This is a genomic window from Streptomyces sp. NPDC002994, from assembly GCF_040611155.1.
In the GTDB taxonomy this organism is placed as follows: domain Bacteria; phylum Actinomycetota; class Actinomycetes; order Streptomycetales; family Streptomycetaceae; genus Streptomyces.
Genome location: NZ_JBEXNQ010000002.1, coordinates 224,538 through 243,713 on the forward strand (window position 1 = coordinate 224,538; position 19,176 = coordinate 243,713).

At 69.9% G+C, this 19,176-nt stretch carries 20 protein-coding genes and 1 tRNA gene; 6 read left to right on the plus strand and 15 right to left on the minus strand.

Annotated elements, in window-relative coordinates; genetic code table 11:
- Positions 1–696 carry a hypothetical protein gene (locus tag ABZX79_RS03010; RefSeq protein ID WP_355250597.1) on the minus strand — a complete coding sequence of 232 codons (696 nt, stop codon included), beginning with the start codon at positions 694–696 and terminating at the stop codon, positions 1–3.
- 47 nt (positions 697–743) lie between these two features.
- Here ABZX79_RS03010 and ABZX79_RS03015 point away from each other — a divergent pair, with 47 nt between their 5' ends.
- Positions 744–932, plus strand: coding sequence for a DUF5703 family protein (locus tag ABZX79_RS03015; protein ID WP_355250600.1), 189 nt, complete (start codon positions 744–746; stop codon positions 930–932).
- Between the two features lie 70 nt (positions 933–1,002).
- On the opposite strand, the gene ABZX79_RS03020 is transcribed toward ABZX79_RS03015, so the two are convergent.
- From ABZX79_RS03020 to ABZX79_RS03030, 3 genes are all read right to left on the minus strand, one after another.
- Complete coding sequence (locus ABZX79_RS03020) at positions 1,003–1,821, minus strand: chaplin family protein (protein WP_355250603.1); 819 nt, start codon at positions 1,819–1,821, stop codon at positions 1,003–1,005.
- 146 nt (positions 1,822–1,967) lie between these two features.
- Complete coding sequence (chpH, locus tag ABZX79_RS03025) at positions 1,968–2,201, minus strand: chaplin ChpH (RefSeq protein ID WP_355250606.1); 234 nt, start codon at positions 2,199–2,201, stop codon at positions 1,968–1,970.
- Between the two features lie 146 nt (positions 2,202–2,347).
- Positions 2,348–3,652, minus strand: coding sequence for a M20/M25/M40 family metallo-hydrolase (locus ABZX79_RS03030; protein ID WP_355251048.1), 1,305 nt, complete (start codon positions 3,650–3,652; stop codon positions 2,348–2,350).
- Between the two features lie 174 nt (positions 3,653–3,826).
- Between ABZX79_RS03030 and ABZX79_RS03035 the strand changes: the two genes are divergently transcribed.
- A tRNA-Leu gene (locus tag ABZX79_RS03035) sits at positions 3,827–3,914 on the plus strand.
- A gap of 38 nt (positions 3,915–3,952) precedes the next feature.
- Here ABZX79_RS03035 and ABZX79_RS03040 read toward each other — a convergent pair.
- Genes ABZX79_RS03040 through ABZX79_RS03050 form a run of 3 tightly spaced genes read right to left on the minus strand, consistent with a single transcriptional unit; the run spans position 3,953 to position 7,381 of the window.
- Positions 3,953–4,591, minus strand: coding sequence for an MBL fold metallo-hydrolase (locus tag ABZX79_RS03040; RefSeq protein WP_355250608.1), 639 nt, complete (start codon positions 4,589–4,591; stop codon positions 3,953–3,955).
- Positions 4,588–5,676, minus strand: coding sequence for an S-(hydroxymethyl)mycothiol dehydrogenase (locus ABZX79_RS03045; protein ID WP_355250611.1), 1,089 nt, complete (start codon positions 5,674–5,676; stop codon positions 4,588–4,590). Before ABZX79_RS03045 ends, ABZX79_RS03040 begins: the two co-directional genes overlap by 4 nt.
- Before the next feature lie 58 nt (positions 5,677–5,734).
- Positions 5,735–7,381 carry an amidohydrolase gene (locus ABZX79_RS03050; RefSeq protein WP_355250614.1) on the minus strand — a complete coding sequence of 549 codons (1,647 nt, stop codon included), beginning with the start codon at positions 7,379–7,381 and terminating at the stop codon, positions 5,735–5,737.
- Between the two features lie 89 nt (positions 7,382–7,470).
- On the opposite strand from ABZX79_RS03050, the gene ABZX79_RS03055 reads away from it, so the two are divergent.
- Complete coding sequence (locus ABZX79_RS03055) at positions 7,471–8,250, plus strand: TetR/AcrR family transcriptional regulator (RefSeq protein WP_355250617.1); 780 nt, start codon at positions 7,471–7,473, stop codon at positions 8,248–8,250.
- A 264-nt stretch (positions 8,251–8,514) separates the two neighbouring features.
- On the opposite strand, the gene ABZX79_RS03060 is transcribed toward ABZX79_RS03055, so the two are convergent.
- The 3 genes from ABZX79_RS03060 to ABZX79_RS03070 form a co-directional block, all read right to left on the minus strand.
- Complete coding sequence (locus ABZX79_RS03060; protein WP_355250620.1) at positions 8,515–9,969, minus strand: amino acid permease; 1,455 nt, start codon at positions 9,967–9,969, stop codon at positions 8,515–8,517.
- Positions 9,966–10,703: a FadR/GntR family transcriptional regulator gene (locus ABZX79_RS03065; RefSeq protein WP_355250623.1), complete on the minus strand. Its 738-nt coding sequence runs from the start codon at positions 10,701–10,703 to the stop codon at positions 9,966–9,968. Before ABZX79_RS03065 ends, ABZX79_RS03060 begins: the two co-directional genes overlap by 4 nt.
- Before the next feature lie 99 nt (positions 10,704–10,802).
- Complete coding sequence (locus ABZX79_RS03070; protein WP_355250626.1) at positions 10,803–11,504, minus strand: FadR/GntR family transcriptional regulator; 702 nt, start codon at positions 11,502–11,504, stop codon at positions 10,803–10,805.
- Between the two features lie 136 nt (positions 11,505–11,640).
- Between ABZX79_RS03070 and ABZX79_RS03075 the strand changes: the two genes are divergently transcribed.
- Together ABZX79_RS03075 and ABZX79_RS03080 are read left to right on the plus strand one after the other, a co-directional pair.
- Positions 11,641–12,183 (plus strand): gluconokinase, encoded by a 543-nt coding sequence (locus ABZX79_RS03075; RefSeq protein ID WP_355250629.1) that lies wholly within the window; start codon positions 11,641–11,643, stop codon positions 12,181–12,183.
- 6 nt (positions 12,184–12,189) lie between these two features.
- Positions 12,190–13,587, plus strand: a complete 1,398-nt coding sequence (locus ABZX79_RS03080) for a gluconate:H+ symporter (protein WP_355250632.1) — start codon at positions 12,190–12,192, stop codon at positions 13,585–13,587.
- Here ABZX79_RS03080 and ABZX79_RS03085 read toward each other — a convergent pair.
- From ABZX79_RS03085 to ABZX79_RS03100, 4 genes are all read right to left on the minus strand, one after another.
- Positions 13,573–14,232, minus strand: coding sequence for a cytochrome b/b6 domain-containing protein (locus ABZX79_RS03085; RefSeq protein WP_355250635.1), 660 nt, complete (start codon positions 14,230–14,232; stop codon positions 13,573–13,575). The genes ABZX79_RS03080 and ABZX79_RS03085 overlap by 15 nt on opposite strands.
- Entirely contained in the window at positions 14,216–14,881 is a 666-nt protein-coding gene (locus ABZX79_RS03090) for a molybdopterin-dependent oxidoreductase (protein WP_355251051.1), read from the minus strand. Before ABZX79_RS03090 ends, ABZX79_RS03085 begins: the two co-directional genes overlap by 17 nt.
- 145 nt (positions 14,882–15,026) lie before the next feature.
- Positions 15,027–16,577 (minus strand): APC family permease, encoded by a 1,551-nt coding sequence (locus ABZX79_RS03095; RefSeq protein WP_355250638.1) that lies wholly within the window; start codon positions 16,575–16,577, stop codon positions 15,027–15,029.
- Positions 16,578–16,630: 53 nt separating this feature from the next.
- Positions 16,631–17,581 carry a hypothetical protein gene (locus ABZX79_RS03100; RefSeq protein ID WP_355250641.1) on the minus strand — a complete coding sequence of 317 codons (951 nt, stop codon included), beginning with the start codon at positions 17,579–17,581 and terminating at the stop codon, positions 16,631–16,633.
- A gap of 176 nt (positions 17,582–17,757) precedes the next feature.
- On the opposite strand from ABZX79_RS03100, the gene ABZX79_RS03105 reads away from it, so the two are divergent.
- Positions 17,758–18,201, plus strand: a complete 444-nt coding sequence (locus ABZX79_RS03105; protein ID WP_355250643.1) for an ASCH domain-containing protein — start codon at positions 17,758–17,760, stop codon at positions 18,199–18,201.
- 189 nt (positions 18,202–18,390) lie between these two features.
- Here ABZX79_RS03105 and ABZX79_RS03110 read toward each other — a convergent pair whose 3' ends face one another.
- On the minus strand, positions 18,391–19,164 hold the full coding sequence (locus tag ABZX79_RS03110; RefSeq protein ID WP_355250646.1) for an alpha/beta hydrolase: 774 nt from the start codon (positions 19,162–19,164) through the stop codon (positions 18,391–18,393).
- Positions 19,165–19,176 lie beyond the last annotated feature (12 nt).

Genomic DNA, 19,176 nt, shown 5'->3' on the forward strand with positions numbered 1-19,176 from the left:
TCAGACCTGGTCGGGACCGTCGGCCTCGTCGAATTCGTCGTCGAAGACCGAGCTGACGTCGAAGCGGCACACGACCCGCTGCGGATCGACCTGCTCGAAGGGGGCGCTCAGCCACTCCCCCGGCTCAGGCAGGTCGTCCGAGGCGGCCACCCACAGGGTGGAGTCGCCCTCCTCCAGGCCGAATTCCTTGTGCCGGGAAGCGATTTCATCCGGTTCGTACTCCCCGAAGAGCACTCCGAGCGCCGCATGGACGCTGCCGCCGACGATCGCCACCGCGTTGCCGCGCTCCTCGGCGCCGACCTCGGCATCGATCTCCACCTCGATCGCCGGGGCGTCGACGTCCGGGTCGAGGTCGGCGATCCGCTGCGCCTGCGCGAGCAGCCGCTGGGTCTCCACCACCGCGTAGTCGCGGCGGATCAGGACGCTGACCGCGTTGGGCTCCTCCGGCCCGGTGTAAGGCGGCAGGGATTCGTCGGTTCCCGGAATCTCGAAGGGCGTGACCTCGTCGTAGCGGTCGTAGAGCCGCTCGTCGTACGCCTCGGCGGCCGCGGCAAGCTCGTTGAACGCGTCATAGACGGCAGGGTCGTCGTCCCCGGTGCGGCGTTCGACCGCGTCGAGGTGACGGTCGAGCGCGACTTTGACCGCCTCGGCGGCGGCGCGTACCTCGGCAGCGGTGGGCTGCGCAGCATCAGACATAGTGCAGACGCTATCCGTACTCGGGCTCTGGACGCACAATAGATGCGATGCCGGAATACGAATTTGTCGACGTGTACGTGCCACGCGGGGTCTCCCGCAAGGATGCGACGCGCCTGCTGACCGACCATGCCGAGTACGGACACTGGGAGTTGGACCGACTGACTCTGCGCCGGGACGGCAGCCGCCGCGTGCGGCTGCGCAGGCGGATCATCCGCCAGCTCCGTCCCACCTGGTGAAGACGGAGCGGGCCCCGCGATCGCGGGGCCCGCTCCGTTGCATGCCGGCCGTACCGGCACATTTCCTGCCTTACGTCGCTGACCGCGACCGGCGGTACAGCACCGCACCGGCCAGCAGCAGCCCCGCACCTGCCGGGATCACCACGCCGAGCGGAGCACCGGCGCCGGTCTGCGCGAGCACGTCGCTGCCCTTGGGCTGGGTGACGGTCTGGGTGTCCGGGCCGTTCGGACTGTCCGGCTTGCCGGGCGCCGCCGGCTCGTCCGGGTCCGCCGGCACACCGGGCTCCGTGGGTTCGCCCGGAGTCCCCGGCTTACCCGGCTTACCCGGCTTACCCGGGTGCGTGGGCTCCACCGGCTCTCCGGGCTTACCCGGTTTCCCCGGCTCGCCCGGCTTCCCCGGCTCGTCGGGCTTGCCCGGAGGCTTCCCCGGGCCGTGCCCCGGCGGCGTACCGGTCGAGTCGTTGGCGCAGTCATTGCCCGTGGCCGCGTTGCCGAGGCCGCCGACGGTGACCGTGTTCCCGCAGGCGTTCACCGGCACGTGGACCGGTGCCTGGACGTTGTTGCCCGAGCCGACACCGGGTGAGTCGCTCGTGCGCCCCTTGGCCGTCGATCCGCCGCCGTTGTTCTTGCCGGGCCCCGAGCTCTTCGAGCCGTTGGCGCAGCTGTTGCCCATCGCCGGATTGAGCACACCGATGACGTTCACGGTGTTCCCGCACACATTGACCGGGACGTGCACGGGAGCCTGCACGGAATTCCCGGAGAGTACGCCCGGGGAGTCCGACGCGGACCCTTCGGCCCCTGAGCCGGCGTGCGCGTTGCCGCTGCTCATGGCCAGCAGACCACTCGCGGCCGCCACGGTGATCAGGCTCTTTCTCGTTACCTGACGCATTGGTACGTTCCTCTGCCTTTTACCTTCACCGAATGCCCGCGGAACGATGTGCCGGCCGCGAGCCGAATTCCCAGTGGCCCCGGAGTGCGTTGAAGCGCACTCCGGGGCCACCCGGGACTCAGACCCTCACGGGTTCATGCACAACGTCACTTGTTGACGCAGGTGTTGCCGAAGGCGGGGTTCAGCGCCCCGATCACGGAGACCGTGTTGCCGCACACGTTCACCGGCACGTGGATCGGGGCCTGGACGACGTTGCCCGAAAGCACGCCGGGGGACCCGACAGCAGCACCCTGGGCACCCGAGTCAGCGACGGCCATACCCGCGCCGGCGAGAACCAGACCACCAGTAGCAGCCGCAGCAGCGACGACCTTCTTGATCATTACTTTTCCTCCTAGTTGGCAAATGCGATCCCAGCCGCGGACCGCACACCGAGTAACGAAGGAAAAGTGCCGGGGCTACTAGCGTATGTTCCCTTTCACTCTTTTCAGTCAAATAGCACGTCCGGCCGATTAGTTGGAAAGTAGTTTCAGCACTTGTCCAGGAAGCGGTCCAGGACGCGTACGCCGAACTTCAGCCCGTCCACCGGGACTCGCTCGTCGACGCCGTGGAACATCCCGGCGAAGTCCAGCTCGGGCGGCAGCTTCAGCGGCGCGAAGCCGAAGCAGCGGATCCCCAGGTCGTCGAAGGACTTGGCGTCGGTGCCGCCGGAGAGCATGTACGGGACGGCCCGCGCGATGGGGTCCTCGGCCCGCAGCGCCACCTGCATCGCGTCGACGAGGTCCCCGTCGAAGCTGGTCTCCAGGGCCTTGTCGCCGTGCACGTCCTCGCGCCGCACGCGCGGACCGAGGATCCGGTCGAGGTCGGCGAGGAACTCGTCCTCGTACCCGGGCAGGAACCGCCCGTCGACATGCGCGGTCGCCTGCCCGGGGATCACGTTCACCTTGTAGCCGGCGCCGAGCATGGTCGGGGCGGCGGAGTTGCGCAGGGTGGCGCCGATCATCTTCGCGATGCCGCCGAGCTTGGCGAGCGTCGCGTCCATGTCCTCGGGGTCGAGCGGGGTGCCGAGCGCGTCGGAGAGCTCGTCCAGGAAGGACCGTACGGTCTTGGTCATCCTGACCGGCCACTTGTGCCGCCCGAGCCGCCCCACGGCCTCGCACAGCTCGGTGATCGCGTTGTCGTTGTTGGTCATCGAGCCGTGCCCCGCCGTGCCGTCCACGGTGAGCCGCATCCAGTGCATGCCCTTCTGCGCCGTCTCGACGAGATACAGCCGCAGGTTCTCGTTGACGGTGAAGGAGAAGCCGCCGACCTCGCCGATCGCCTCCGTGACGCCCTCGAAGAGGCCCGGGTGCTTGTCGACGAGATGCCGCGCCCCGTACGTACCGCCCGCCTCCTCGTCGGCGAGGAAGGCCAGCACGATGTCGCGCGGCGGCTTGCGGCCGCTGCGCATCCGGTCGCGTACGACCGCGAGGGTCATCGCGTCCATGTCCTTCATGTCGACCGCGCCCCGGCCCCACACACAGCCGTCCGCGATCTCGCCCGCGAAGGGGTGGTGGGTCCAGTCCTGGGCGTTGGCCGGTACGACGTCGGTGTGCCCGTGAATGAGCAGCGCGGGCTTCGACGGGTCCTCGCCCTCGATCCGGGCCACGGTGGAGGCCCGCCCCGGGTGGGACTCGAAGATCTGCGGTTCGAGCCCCACCTCGGCGAGCTTCTCCGCGATGTACTCCGCCGCCGCCCGCTCCCCCGGTCCCGAGTGGTCTCCGTAGTTGCTGGTGTCGATCCTGATCAGGTCACGACAGAGATCGACGACCTCGTCCTCGCCCGAGACCGGCATGTCCTTGTCGGCCCGGCCGGCCGTCTTCGACTCGCTCACGCTGCTTCCTCCCACTGGCGTTGCTGGTGGTCCCCCTCATCCTCCCGCCGCTGACCAGGGGTGTGATCAGGGGGTCTGAATGTTTGCTATGGTTTTCCACGTCGGAACGGCCCAGGGCCGCGAGACAGACACCTTGTCCGGGTGGCGGAATGGCAGACGCGCTAGCTTGAGGTGCTAGTGCCCTTTATCGGGCGTGGGGGTTCAAGTCCCCCCTCGGACACCAGCGAAGAACCCCCAGCTCAGCTGGGGGTTCTTCTGTTTTCAGTGCCCCCTGGTGATCCACTCCTGGAGGTGCGGGGCCTCCGCGCCGATGGTGGTGGCGTCGCCGTGGCCGGTACGTACCTCCGTGTCCGGCGGGAGGGTGAGCAGCCGGTCTCGGATCGAGTCGACGATCGTCGGGAAGTGGGAGAAGGACCGGCCGGTGGCGCCGGGACCGCCCTGGAAGAGGGTGTCGCCGGTGAAGACGGTGGCCAGCTCGTGGGCGTACAGGCAGACCGCGCCGGGCGCGTGGCCGGGGGTGTGCAGGACGGTCAGCGTGGTGCCCGCGACGGTGAGGGTCTGGCCGTCGGTGAGCTCGCCGTCGGGGGCGCGGTCGGGATGGGTGTGCTTCCACAGGGGCAGGTCGTCGGGGTGGAGCAGGATGGGGGCGCCGGTCGCGGCCGCGAGCGCCGGGGCGGCGTCGATGTGGTCGTTGTGGGCGTGCGTACAGACAATCGCGCGCAGGGTACGGCCGCCGAGTGCGGCGGCGATGGCGTCCGCGTCGTGGGCCGCGTCGATGACGATCGCCTCGGTGTCGTCGCCGACGATCCAGACGTTGTTGTCGACGTCCCAGGTGCCGCCGTCGAGGGAGAAGGTGCCCGAGGTGACCAGGTGGTCGACGCGTGCGGGTGCGGTCGTCATGAGAACTCCACCACCGAGCGCAGTACGTCGCCCTCGCGCATGCGCGCGAAGGCCTTCTCGATGTCGCCGAGGCCGATGGTCTCGGTGACGAAGGCGGCGAGGTCGATACGGCCCTGCTGGTGCAGGTCGATCAGCATGGGGAAGTCGCGGGAGGGCAGGCAGTCGCCGTACCAGGACGACTTGAGGGCTCCGCCGCGGCCGAAGACGTCGATGAGCGGGAGTTCGAGCCGCATGTCGGGGGTCGGGACGCCGACCAGGACTACGGTGCCGGCCAGGTCGCGGGCGTAGAAGGCCTGCTTGTACGTCTCGGGGCGGCCCACCGCCTCGATGACGACGTCGGCGCCGAATCCGCCGGTGAGCTCGCGGATGGCTTCGACGGGGTCGGTGGAGCGGGAGTTGACGGTGTGGGTGGCGCCCATGGTGCGGGCGGTCTGAAGCTTGCGGTCGTCGATGTCGACCGCGATGATCTTCGCCGCGCCCGCGAGCCTGGCCCCGACGACGGCCGCGTCGCCGACACCGCCGCAGCCGATGACGGCGACCGAGTCGCCACGGCCCACCTGGCCGGTGTTGATGGCCGCGCCGATGCCGGCCATGACGCCGCAGCCGAGCAGGCCCGCGACGGCGGGCGAGACGGACGGGTCGACCTTGGTGCACTGGCCGGCCGCGACGAGGGTCTTCTCGGCGAACGCGCCGATGCCGAGCGCCGGGGACAGTTCGGTGCCGTCCAGCAGGGTCATCTTCTGTTCGGCGTTGTGGGTGTCGAAGCAGTACTGGGGGCGGCCGCGCAGGCAGGCCCGGCACTGGCCGCACACCGCACGCCAGTTGAGGATGACGAAGTCACCGGGGGCGACGTCGGTGACGCCCTCACCGACCGACTCGACGGTGCCCGCGGCCTCGTGGCCGAGGAGGAAGGGGAAGTCGTCGTTGATGCCGCCCTGCTTGTAGTGCAGGTCGGTGTGGCAGACGCCGCACGCCTGGATCCTGACGACGGCCTCGCCCGGTCCCGGGTCCGGGACGAGGATGGTCTCCACCCGCACCGGCTCGTTCTTCCCCGGTGCGATGACGCCTTGGACCTGCTGTGTCATACGTGAACTTCCTTCCTCGCGCGACGAGTACGCCCCGTTTTCCCGCACCGTACTCGCTCTACAGACCAGCGTCGTAGACCTGCTGCCCGCCGATGTAGGTGCGGGCGACGCGGGTCGCGGCGATTTCGCCGGGCGGCGCCGCGTACGGGTCGCGGTCCAGCACCACCAGGTCCGCGAGGGATCCCGCGCGGACGCTGCCGGTGTCGTCGAGGTGGTTCACGTGGGCGGAGCCCGCCGTGTACGCGGCGAGGGCGGCGGTCAGGCCGATGCGCTGCTCCGGGAGGAAGACCGGTCCTGTGCCGCCGGGTTCGACGCGGTTGACGGCGGTGTGGATGCCGTGCAGCGGGTCGGGGCTGCTGACCGGCCAGTCGCTGCCCGCGGCGAGGGTGGCGCCGGAGCGCAGCAGGGCGGCGAAGGGGTACTGGTGGCCGGCCCTCTCCGGCCCCAGGAAGGGGATGGTCAGCTCGTCCATCTGCGGTTCGTGGGCGGCCCACAGGGGCTGGATGTTGGCGGTGGCGCCGAGCTGCCTGAAGCGGCCGATGTCGTCGGGGTGGACGACTTGGAGGTGGGCGAGGTGGGGGCGGGTGTCGCGCCATCCGTTGGCTGCGCGGGCCGCTTCGATCGCGTCCAGGGCCTCGCGTACGGCGCGGTCGCCGAGGGCGTGGAAGTGGGTCTGGAAGCCGAGTGCGTCCAGCTCGGTGACGTACCGGCGCAGGTCGGCGGGGTCGACGAAGCTGGTGCCCCGGTTGGCCGTGGGGCAGCCGCAGCCGTCCAGGTACGGGGTGAGGAGGGCGGCGGTGCCTGTCTCGGCGACGCCGTCCACCATGATCTTCACCGATCCGGCGCGGAACCGGCCGTGGCTCAATTCCTCGCGGCGGGCGACGAGTTCCGGGATCTGCTCGGCGCCGCGTTCACGGTCCCACCAGAGGGCGCCGGTGACGCGGGCGGTGAGCGAGCCGTCGCGGGCGGCGGCGACGTAGGCGTCCGCGGGGTCTTCCATCGCGCCGAAGGTGCCGACGATGGCGTCCTGCCAGGCGGTGATGCCGTACGAGTGGAGCAGTCGCTGGGCGCGGAGCAGGGCGGCGAGCCGGTCGGCGGGCGTGGAGGGCGGGGTGAGGCGGGCCACCAGGTCCATGGCGCCCTCTTGGAGGAGGCCGGTGGGCTCGCCGTGGGTGTCCCGCTCGATACGGCCGTCGGCGGGGTCGGGGGTGGTGCGGTCGATGCCGGCGAGGTCGAGGGCGCGGGTGTTGGCCCAGGCTCCGTGATGGTCGCGGTTGGGGAGGTAGACGGGGCGGTCGGGGACGACGGCGTCGAGCAGGTCCTTCGTGGGGCTGCCGCCGTCGAAGGCCTCCATGGACCAGCCGCCGCCGGTGATCCACTCCTCTTCGGGGTGGATTTCGGCGTACGCCCGTACCGCTGCGAGGGTTTCCGCGGCCGTACGGGTGCCTGTCAGGTCGCAGCGCGCCAGTTCGAGGCCGGCCGACACCGGGTGGATGTGGGCGTCCTGGAAGCCGGGGATGAGCAGTTTGCCGGCCAGGTCGACGACTTCGGTCTTCGGGCCGATGAGGTCGCGTACCTCGTCGTGGCCGACGGCGGTGACGCGATCGCCGGTGACGGCGACGGTGGTGGCGCGGGTGCGGGCGGCGTCCAGGGTGAGGACGGGGCCGCCGGTGAAGACGAGGTCGGCGGCAACGCTGTGGCGCATGGGTGTGATTCCAATCGTGAGCCCTTGTGGCGGCACATCGAACTCTCCCGGCCCCCTACAGGTCAACGGTGTTGTCGTAAGGTCCGCGCATGAGTGAGCGTGAGCGAGTGGTGGCGGAGGAGGCGCGTCGGCGCAGGCGGCCCACCAAGCGGGGCACGGTGCTGTCCGAGCAACTGATCGTGATGACCGCGCTGCGGCTGATCAGGGAGCACGGGGCGGCGGCGCTGACGGTGCGGCGGCTCGGGGCGTCGCTCGGGGCCGATCCCAGTGCGCTCTACCGGTACTTCCGGGACACCGACGATCTCCTGCTCGCGGTCGCCGACGAGCTCATCGGGCGTACGCTGCGGCGGTTTTGGCCGAGTGGGGAGTGGCGGGCGGATCTGCGCAGGCTCGGGCTGATGATGCACGCCGAGTACCAGGCGCATCCGCAGGCGGCGATGCTGACCTGCGCGCGGGTTACGGGGCGGGCGCATGAGATCCAGGCGGTGGAGACGATCCTGGGGATCCTGCGCGGGGCCGGCTTCCCGGATCGGGAGGCGGTGCGGATTTACCACGTCTTCGTGGATCAGACGCTGTCGTTCGCGGCGCTGGACGCGGTGGCGCCGGCGCTGCCGGTGGGGGCACGGGAGGCGGAGGAGCGGGCGTGGCGGGGGACGTACGCGCGGCTGCCGTCGGACAGCTGTCCGCACATCGCCGCGACTGCGGGGATGCTGGTGGCGGAGATGGCGGGCAGTGGGTATCCGGCGGCGCTGGAGATGGTGCTGGAGGCGGCGGCTGCGCGGCTGGCGGCGGTTTCTTCCCCCGGCCCTGGCGTTTCCGTACCTGGGGCCTCCGCTCCGGACCCCGGCCTCAAGAGCCGGCCGGGCTGAACACGCCCAGCGGCGGAGGCTCGGCCGGGGGCGGTTCTTTCCCCACCCCGCCCCTTCCCGAAACTGGGGCTCCGCCCCAGACCCCGGTCCTCAAACGCCGGACGGGCTGAAATCGGCGGGGGAGCCCGATGCGGCCGCACTTGGCGGCGCGGCCGGTTTGGTGGGTGTGACGAGATTGGCCGGTGCGGCTCGCATTGAGTCGCACCGGCCAATTCAGCCCGTCCGGCGATTGAGGACGCGCCCGTAGGGCGTCCGGGGGGCGTCCTACGCGCGGTCTGCTGCCAGCGCCGCGACCCGCTTGCGGACCACGAACCAGCCGCCCACCAGCGCCGCCGCGATCAGCGGGAGGCACATCACGGTCGTACGGCCGACTCCGCCGCCCCACCACATCAGGACGACGACGCTGGCGAGGAAGAAGAGGGTGACGATCTGGGTGTACGGGGCCCAGGGCAGACGGTACGACGGGCGCGTGACCCGGCCGTCCTTCGAGCGGTGCCAGAAGAGCAGCGAGCAGAGCATGATCATGCCCCAGGTGCCGAGGATGCCGATCGACGCGAAGTTCAGGACGATCTCGAAGGCCTCGCCCGGCATGACGTAGTTCAGGCCGACGCCCAGGACACCGAAGCCGGCGGTGAGGAGGATGCCGCCGTACGGGACCTGGCCCTTGTTCATGCGGCCCGTGAACTTGGGCGCGGAGCCCGACAGGGCCATGGAGCGCAGGATCCGGCCGGTGGAGTACAGGCCCGAGTTCAGGCTGGAGAGGGCCGCCGTCAGGACGACGAGGTTCATGACGTCCGCCGCGCCCGCGACGCCGAGCTTGTTCATGACGGTGACGAAGGGGCTCTCGCCGCCCGAGTACGCCGTGTACGGGAGCAGCAGCGCGAGGAGGATGACCGAGCCGACGTAGAAGATGCCGACGCGCCACATGATCGAGTTGATCGCCTTCGGCATGATCTTCTCGGGGTTCTTGGTCTCGCCCGCCGCGACACCGCACAGCTCCACCGAGGCGTACGCGAAGACGACACCCTGGATGACCAGGAGCATCGGCAGCATGCCGACCGGGAACAGGCCGCCGCCGTCAGTGATCGTCGAGAAACCGGGGGTGTGGCCGTCGAGCTGGTGCTGGGTGACGACCAGGTAGATGCCGATCGCCATGAAGACGACCAGGGCGGCGACCTTGACGATCGCGAACCAGAACTCCATCTCGCCGAAGTACTTCACCGAGATCAGGTTCGCGGTGAGGACCACGGCGAGCGCGATCAGTGCGAGCACCCACTGCGGTACGTCGCTGAACATCGCCCAGAAGTGGGCGTACGTCGCGGCCGCTGTGATGTCGGCCACTGCCGTCGTCGACCAGTTGAGGAAGTACAGCCAACCCGCCGCGAAGGCGCCCTTCTCGCCCATGAATTCACGGGCGTAGGAGACGAAGGCGCCGGAGGAGGGGCGGTAGAGAACCAGTTCGCCCAGCGCGCGGACCACGAAGAAGGCGAAGACTCCGCAGACGGCGTACGCGATGGCGAGGGACGGGCCTGCTCCGGCCATGCGGCCACCCGCGCCCAGGAACAGGCCGGTGCCTATCGCCCCGCCGATCGCGATCATGTTGATGTGGCGGGACTTCAGGTCCTTGCTGTAACCCTCGTCACCCGCGTCGACATGTGGGGATGTCGATACGGGATCGGCGGGACCGGCGGGGGCCGCAGACAGGGTGCGGTCACTCATGCTGTTTCTTCGCCTTCATTTGGGGGGTGCTGTGCGGTACCGGGGCGCACGATCGTGTTGAGCGTGATCTCGACGTGTTCGAGGTGCGCGGCCATGGCCCGCACCGCCGCTCCTTCGGAGCCGCCGACGATCGCCTCTACGAGCGCCCGGTGCTCGAGGTCCGACTGGCGTCGTCGGTCCCCGAGTTGGTTCAGGAGGGTGGACTGCCGGGCAAGGGCGTCCCTGATCTCTTCGATGATCTTGAGGAAGACAGGGTTGCCCGACGCCTGGGCGACGGAAATGTGGAAGAGCGTGTCGAGCGCCACCCAAGCGGTGGGGTCGGGCTCCTGCTCCATCTTCCCGATCAGGTGCGTCAGCAGGTCTACGTCGTCCTGCGTGCGACGCGTAGCAGCGTAACCCGCGACGGGGATCTCGACGTGCCGTCGCACTTCGATCAGGTCCCGGGCGGAGTACGCACCGAAGACCGGGTTCTCGTCGACGCCGCTGGCCGCGACGTACGTGCCCTTGCCGGCCCGGGACACCGTGAGGCCGAGCGCCTGGAGCGCGCGCAGGGCCTCGCGTACGACGGAGCGGCTGACCTCGAAGTGCTTTCCGAGCTCAGCTTCCGTCGGGAGCTTCTCGCCGACGACGAGTTCACCCCGCTCTATGGCGTCCCGGAGGTGGGTGAGGACGGCTTCCATCGCGCTGATGCGCCGGGGTGCGCCGCCACCTGTCCGGCTGTCTGACAAGACCATGCGGAGAATGCTCGGAGGTCGGACATACAAGCGTCAAGAGTGTTCAGAAAGTTGATTTAAGACGAACGGGAGGATATTGGGGTGGACATTCCGGGCGAATTATGGGGCGAGGACGTCCAGCTCCTGGAGGGCGCCTACCGCGATCTCGCGGGTCAGCCGCTCCGCCCGTGCCGCGTCGCCTTCCCTTACCGCTTCGGCGACTTGGACGTGCAGCGTGACGGCCGCGGGGTCCGGATCCTCGAACATCACCTGGTGCCTGGTGCGCCCGCTGAGGACCTCGGCCACCACATCGCCGAGCCGGGCGAACATTTCATTGCCTGATGCACGCAGTACGACGCGATGGAACGCGATGTCGTGCACGAGGTAAGCGTCGAGCTGCCGGCCGCGTGAGGTCGCGACCATGCCGAGCGCCTGCTCGGTGAGCTCCGCGCACTGCTCCGGGGTCGCGAACTGCGCGGCGAGTCCCGCCGCCACCGGCTCCACGGCGGACCGCAGGACGGTGAGGGAACGCAGCTGGCGGGGGCGGTCGGCGCCGGCCAGCCGCCACCGGATCACCTGCGGATCGTAGACATTCCACTCCTCGGTGGGGCGTACGGTCACGCCCACCCGGCGGCGGGACTCCACGAGGTGCATCGACTCCAGGACCCGGACGGCCTCGCGGATCACCGTGCGCGATACGTCGAAGCGCTGGGCGAGCTCGTCCGTACGCAACACGCTGCCGGGCGGATACTCACCGGCTGTGATCGCGGGACCGAGGCTTTCCAGCAGCTGGGAGTGCAGTCCCCGGGCCTGGTTGGTCATGGGGCTCAGCCTACGGGGCGGCCTCCGGGAAGAATAAGTACGACGTTTATGTCACAGGGTCTTGAATACGTCGTACCTAATAGGTTTCAGTAGCGCGACGGACCGATGTCGAAGAAGACAGCGAGGCACTCCACTCATGAACAGCCCCCACGTCGTCGTGGTGATGGGCGTGGCAGGGACCGGCAAGACCACCATCGGTCCCCTGCTCGCCGCCCGGCTCGGCGTCCCGTACGCCGAGGGCGACGACTTCCACCCGCCGGCCAACATCGCCAAGATGTCGGCCGGCACCCCGCTGGACGACTCGGACCGGTGGCCCTGGCTCGACGCGATCGGCCAGTGGGCACACAGCAGGGCCGGGCTCGGCGGAGTCGTGAGCAGCTCCGCGCTCAAGCGGGCCTACCGCGACCGGCTGCGCACGGCCGCCCCCGACGCCGTATTCCTGCACCTCACGGGCGACCGGGAGCTGATCGAGGAGCGGATGCGGGAGCGCAGGGGCCACTTCATGCCGACCGCGCTGCTCGATTCGCAGTACGCCGCCCTGCAGCCGCTCCAGGAGGACGAGGCGGGCGTGTCCGTGGACGTCTCGGGGTCTGTGGACGACATCACCGAACGAGCCGTCGCGGCCCTGTGCCGGCTCGACAGCCAAGACTCCCAAGACTCCCAAGACTTCAGAAAGTAGAGAGCCGTGACCAGTCTCAGCGTCGAGACGCTGGCAGCGGGCGCCGTCGAGCCGATCACCTCGGCGGGCAATGGCCAGTTGGGGATAGCCGTCCTCGCCGGCATTGCCGTCATCGTCCTGCTCATCACGAAGTTCAAGCTTCACGCCTTCCTGGCGCTGACCATCGGGTCGCTGGCACTCGGCGCGTTCGCGGGCGCCCCGCTCGACAAGGCCATCACCAGCTTCTCGACCGGCCTCGGCAATACGGTCGCGGGCGTCGGCGTGCTCATCGCGCTCGGCGCGATCCTCGGCAAGCTGCTCGCCGACTCCGGCGGCGCCGACCAGATCGTCGACACGATCCTCGCGAAGGCGAGCGGCCGTGCGATGCCGTGGGCGATGGTGCTGATCGCGAGCATCATCGGGCTGCCGCTGTTCTTCGAGGTCGGCATCGTGCTGCTGATCCCGGTGGTGCTGCTCGTCGCCAAGCGCGGCAACTACTCGCTCATGCGGATCGGCATCCCGGCGCTGGCCGGCCTGTCCGTCATGCACGGGCTGATCCCGCCGCACCCCGGGCCACTGGTCGCGATCGACGCGATCGACGCCAACCTGGGCCTCACGCTCGGCCTCGGTGTGCTCGTCGCCATCCCGACCGTGATCATCGCGGGGCCGGTCTTCTCGAAGTACGCTGCCCGCTGGGTCGACGTACCGGTGCCCGAGAAGATGGTTCTTCAGCGTCCGTCCGAGGACCTGGAGCGCCGCCCCGGCTTCGCCGCGACCGTGGCCACCGTGATGCTGCCGGTCGTGCTGATGCTGGCCAAGGCGCTCGTGGACATCGTCGTCGACAACCCCGAGAACGCCGTTCAGCGGGTCACGGACGTCATCGGCTCGCCGCTGATCGCGCTGCTCGCCGCCGTACTGGTGGGACTCTTCACGCTGGGCCGGGCCGCCGGATTCACCAAGGACCGTCTCTCCTCGACCGTCGAGAAGTCGCTCGCCCCGATCGCGGGCGTGCTGATGATCGTCGGCGCGGGCGGCGGCTTCAAGCAGACGCTCATCGATGTGGGCGTCGGCCAGATGATCCTGGACTTCTCCAAGGACTGGGCGATCCCGACGCTGCTGCTGGCCTGGCTGATCGCCGTCGCCATCCGGCTCGCGACGGGTTCGGCGACCGTGGCCACCATCTCGGCCGCCGGTCTCGTCGCCCCGCTCGCGGCCGACATGTCGGCGTCGCACGCGGCGCTGCTGGTGCTCGCGGTCGGTGCGGGCTCGCTCTTCTTCAGCCACGTCAACGACGCCGGATTCTGGCTGGTCAAGGAGTACTTCGGCATGGACGTCGGCCAGACGGTCAAGACCTGGTCGGTGATGGAGACGATCATCTCGGTGGTCTCGCTGGGCTTCGTCCTGCTGTTGTCACTCGTCCTTTAGGTCCGGGGAGTGCCCGGGGGAGTCTTTCAACTCCTCCGCCCACAGCGGGTGTTCCAGCTCCGCCCATTCGCGGTCGACAGTCCCGGTGCGCATGCCGCGCCGGGACTCCGGCCGCATCAGGGCCATCCCGATGTGCCCGGCGATCACGATGCCCATGGCGAGGGCGAGCCAGTCGTGGACGAAGGTGGCGCTCGTACGCCAGACCAGCGGCGCCAGGTCCGTGAACCACATCAGCAGCCCGGTGCCGAGCATCACCAGCACCGCGCCCGCGATCCAGCCCGCGTAGAGCTTCTGGCCCGCGTTGAACTTCCCCGCCGGGCGCGACGCGTGACTCATGTCCCGCCGCAGAGCGGCCCGCAGCCACTGCCGGTCGTGCGGCCCGAAACGGTTGAGCCTGCCCAGGTCTGAGCGGAAGGCTCGGGAGGCGAGGCCCAACAGGAACGGCGCGGGGATCAGCAGCCCCGACCACTCGTGCACGGTGACCACCAGGTGCCGGCGGCCGACGAGTTCAGCGAGCTGCGGTACGTACAGACAGGCCGCCGTCGCTATGCACAGCAGGGTCAGGCCGGCCGTGGCGCGGTGCACCCAGCGCTCGGAGCGGCTGAAGCGGCGGAGACGGGTGGGGAGTTCAGACCGTAGGAGCATCGTCGCGTCCGTTCGAACGGCCGACCCACGCGTCGACGTCATAGCCGCGCTCCTCCCAGTACCCGGGCCGCACCTCGGGCGTGACGGTGATGCCGGAGAGCCATTTCGCCGACTTGTAGAAGTACATGGGCGCGACATAGAGCCGCACCGGGCCGCCGTGCGCGTGGCTGAGTGGCTTGTCCTGCATGCGCAGAGCGACCAATACGTCTTTACGGCGGGCCTGCTGGAGGGTGAGGCTTTCGCTGTACGTGCCGTCGAAGCAGGTGAAGCGGATCGCCTTGGCCACCGGTTTCACCCCTGCTGCGGACAGCAGCCGTGACAGTTGTACGCCCTCGAACGGCGTGTCAGGGACCCGCCATCCCGTGACGCACTGGACGTCGCGCACGATGCGCGTCTGCTCCATCGCGCGCAGGTCGTCGAGGGTGTACGTGGTGGGCCTGTCGACCAGGCCGTCGACCTTCAGTCGGTAGTTCTCCGGGCCCTTGCGCGGCACGGAGGAGGCGACGGAGTAGTAGCGGAAGCCGCCGCCGTTCGGGAGGAGGCCGGTCAGGCCGGTGGGGTCCTTGTCCGCGGCGGAGCCGAGGAAGGCTTCGAGCCCGTTCTGGAGGTACGGCGCGGCGGCCAGGCCCGCGGCGCCGAGGCCCAGCATGCCGAGGACGAGGCGGCGGCCGACGGGGGCGCCACCGCTGTCCGGGCCGGCCGGTGGTTGAGGAGTCACACAACAATTCGAACACCCGCGGCCGCCAGGGGCCAGCGATCGCGGGTGTCCGTCAGAATTCCGTCACCACTTCCGTTCAGACTTCGGTGGCTTGCTTCTCCAGCTGGAAGGCCTCGTTGCCCAAGCCGATCCGGGCATGGACCTCGGGCTTCGCCGAGCGCAGCACCGCGCCGTACACCAGGCCTCCGACGAGCGCGACGCCGATGATGCCCGGCAGGATCCAGCTCAGGGCGGAGCCGGGGCCCGCGCCCACCAGCACGCCGAAGTCCTTGACCGTGTAGAAGGCGATGACCAGGAGCGCGACCGCCGCGATGCCCGAGGCCGCGAGGCGTCCCGCCTGCGCGCGGCCGGCTCCGCGGCGTACGAAGAAGGCGATGACCGCGAACGACGCGGCGGCCATCAGCAGAATGACGCCGAGCGCGCCGACGTTGCCCATCCAGGTGAACAGGTGCAGCACGGGCACCGTCGGGTCGCCGGCCGGGGTGTCGTCGGTGAAGGCGAAGGCGAGCACGATGACCAGGGAGACGCCGGACTGGAGCAGCGAGCCCGCGGCCGGGGCGCCGCTCGTCTTGTTCGTACGGCCGAAGGAGGCCGGCAGCAGGCCTTCTCGGCCCATGGCGAACGCGTACCGCGCGACGACGTTGTGGAAGCTGAGCAGGGCGGCGAACATGCCGGTCACGAAGAGGACGTGGAGTACGTCGGTGAAGGTGGAGCCGAGTCTGCTCTCGGTGAGGGTGAAGAGGAGTCCGGGCCCCTGCTCCCCCGCGACCTTGACGATCTGGCCGGGTCCGGTGGCGACGCTGAGGGCCCAGGCGCTGAGGGCCAGGAAGAGCGCGGCGTAGCCGACGGCGAGGAACATCACGCGCGAGACGACGATCTGCGGGCGGCTGGTCTCCTCGGCGTACACCGGGGCCTGCTCGAACCCGACGAAGGCGGCGATGCAGAAGCAGAGCGCGGTGCCGAGGCCGGCGCCCGTGAGGGTTTCGGGGTTGAACGCCTGGAGGGACAGGCCCTCCTTGGCCGGGTCGGCGATCGCCGCCACGTCGAAGATCACGACGAGCGCGCACTCGACGACCAGCAGGACACCGAGCACCTTGGCGTTGAGGTCGATCTTGAGCCAGCCGAGCGCGCCGACGACTGCTACCGCTAGGAGGGCGGGGATCCACCAGGCGACGGTGAGGTCGAGGTAGGTGGCGAAGAGCCCGGAGATCTCGAAGCCGAGGATGCCGTAGATGCCGACCTGCATGGCGCTGTACGCGACCAGGGCGACGAGGGAGGCTCCGGCGCCGGCGGTCGGGCCGAGGCCGCGGGCTATGTACGCGTAGAAGGCGCCGGCGTTGTGGACGTGCCGGCTCATCTCGGCGTATCCGACGCTGAACAGCATCAGGACGACGCCGAGGATGACGAAGAGGAGGGGCTGGCCGACGATGCCCATCACGCCGTATGTGGTGGGCATGACACCTGCGACGACCATGAGCGGGGCGCTCGCGGCCAGTACGGACAGGAGCAGGCCCGTGGTGCCCAGGCGGCCGGCTCGCAGGGCCCGCTCCTGCCCCTTGTACGTACGGATCTCGCTGCTGGTGGTGTCTCTGCTTCTTTCGCTCGTGCTCGAACTGCCCGTCGACATGGCGGGGTTGTCCTTTCGCTTCGGTGGGTGATGGTGAGGGTTGAACTGCTGAGTCATGCGATCCCGAGCGCGGCGCTGCGCGCGGCGCGGAAGGCCTGGTGCGGGTCCCGGTCGGGGTACGACCACGGGGCCTCGGTGGCGTGCGGGCCTATGCGGTTGAGGAGCGCGGCCGCCTCGGCGGGCCTGCCCTCGCAGAGCTTCGCGTGGGCCAGGTAGTTGAGGTCGATGAGGCGGCGCGGGTGACCCTCGTGCTCCCACTCCAGCCACCAGTCGAATGCCGCCTTCATCACCTGGCGGGCCCGGCGGCCGGACCAGTGGCCGGAGGCGGCGGGGTCCTTCGGCACCTGGCCGGCGACGGCGAGGGCGCGGTAGCGCTCGGCGTGGGCCACCACGGGGAGTACGGCGAGCGGCGAGTCGGCGGGAGCCTGTTCGGCGGCCCAGGCGGCGAAGTCGTACACCTCATGGAGGGGGTCGTTGCCTATGTCCGGTCTGCGTTCGGCGAGGCGGGCGGCCATCAGGTGGTGGGCGTGGTGGTGCTCGGGGTGGCGCAGCCGCACCTGGTCGAAGAGCTGGGTGACCTCCTCCTCCGTACCGAGCGAGCGGGCCAGGAGCAGCAGGCCGAGCCACGGGGTCGGGTCGGCCGGTGAGCGCTCGGCGGCGCGGCGGCATGCCTCGCGCGCCCGGTCCTCGGATTCCTTGCGGCGCAGCGCGCCGAGGACGGTGGCACAGGCGATGAGGGTGACGGCGTCGGCGCTCTCGGGCTCGGCGAGCAGCCAGTCGCCGGCCCAGGCGGCGGCGCCGGTGGCCTGGGCGAGTACGACGAGACGGTGGCTCCGGCGGTCCCAGTCGTCTCCGGTCTCGGCGAGCAGGGAACGGGCTCTGGTCCAGCGGCCCTGGGCCAGCTGGGCGCGTACGGTGACGAGTTCGGCGTCGTCGAGGGCCGGCTCGAAGAAGCGGTCGGTACGGCGGCGTGAGCGGCCGAGGGGTGGCGGAGGTGGGGGCATCCGCGGGTCCTCCACGGCGCAGAGTGCGAGCGTTTGATCACGCACAGCAAAGCGGTAGGGGGTAGTCCACGTCAAGGGCGGTCTAAACCAACTTTGCGCGCGGCGGCGGTAGTTGAAACCGGCACTGAGCTGCCACAACCGCTTACCCGCTGTCCTCAGGGCCTAGTCTTGCCCCCATGCCTGAGCACTCGTCGCTGCCGCCGTGTCTGTTCGCTTTCCCCGGGCCGCTGCGGGACCGGCTGGTCGCAGCCGTGCTGGAGGGCGAGAAGGTCTCGACGACCGGACTGCTCGCCGAGTACGAGGCCGAGAAGGAGGAGCTGCCGCCGGTCGGCGAGCGGTCCGTGGTGATCGACTCCGACGGCCGCGAGGTGGCGGTGATCGAGCTGACCGAGGTGCGGGTGCTGTCGCTCGGCGACGTCGATCTCCAGCACGCGCTGGACGAGGGCGAGGGCTACACGTCGGTCGCCGACTGGCGGGCGGGGCACGAGAGGTTCTGGCACAGCGAGGAGATGCGGGAGGCGCTGGGCGACCCGGAGTTCACGGTCGACGACACGACGATGATCGTCGCGGAACGCTTCCGGGTGGTGGAGCGGCTCGACGGGGCGGCGGGGCCGGCGTAGGCGGAGGGTTCGCGGCGGGCTTCTTCCCGCGGCGGGCTTCTTCCCCACCCCGTCCCTTCCCGGCTGCGACATTTGCGGCTCCGCCGCGTGGGGGCCAAGCCTCCAGGCCCCGGACGCCCTTCGGGCGTGTCCTCAAACTCCCCCATAGCCTCAAGGGCATGGGAGGGACCCCCTGGACGGGCCGGACAGTCAGGACGTGGGCGCCCGGCGGATGGGGGCGACCGTGGGGACCGGGTCCCGGGTGAGGAAGTCGAGGACCAGGTGATTGACCAGCTCCGGCTTCTCCTGGGTGAGGAAGTGGGAGGTGCCGGGGACGATGGCCAGTTCCGCGTTCGGCAGTGCCTCGAACATCTCGACCATGTGCGTCGGCGTCACGAGGTCGTCGTCGGCGAACATCACCAGGCTGCGCGCGGCGACCGCGCTCAGCTGCGACGCCCGCAGGTCGGGTTCCTTCGCCGCCATCTCGCCGATCTTCGTGGCGACAACCTTGAAGTGCTCCTCGCCGTCCGGTGAGACCTCGCCGTAGGCCGGACCGAGGAACTCGGCGATCGCGTCCACGTCCCACTCCGCCCCCTCCGGCTCGGCCGAACCGGACTTGTTGAAGCCGCCGCTGATCATCACCAGCCGCTTCACCAGTTCCGGCCGCTGCATCGCGACCAGCATCGCGGTGAACGCCCCGTCGCTGTGCCCCACCAGGTCGGCCGGTTCGCCCACCACTGTCTCCAGGAAGGCGATGGTGTCGTCGGCCATCAGCTGGTACGTGATCGGCCCCGCCACGTCCGGCGTGTGCCCGTGGCCGCGACGCTCCGGCGTGTAGACGTGGAAGTGCTCGGTCAGCGGCCCGATGTTCGGCTCGAAGAACCGGGCGTCGACCAGACCACCGTGCATCAGCACCAGCGGTTCGCCCTTGCCCTGCTCTGCGTACCAGGTCTTCACCGCACCGAGCTGAACGTACTTACCCATGGTCACTTTCCC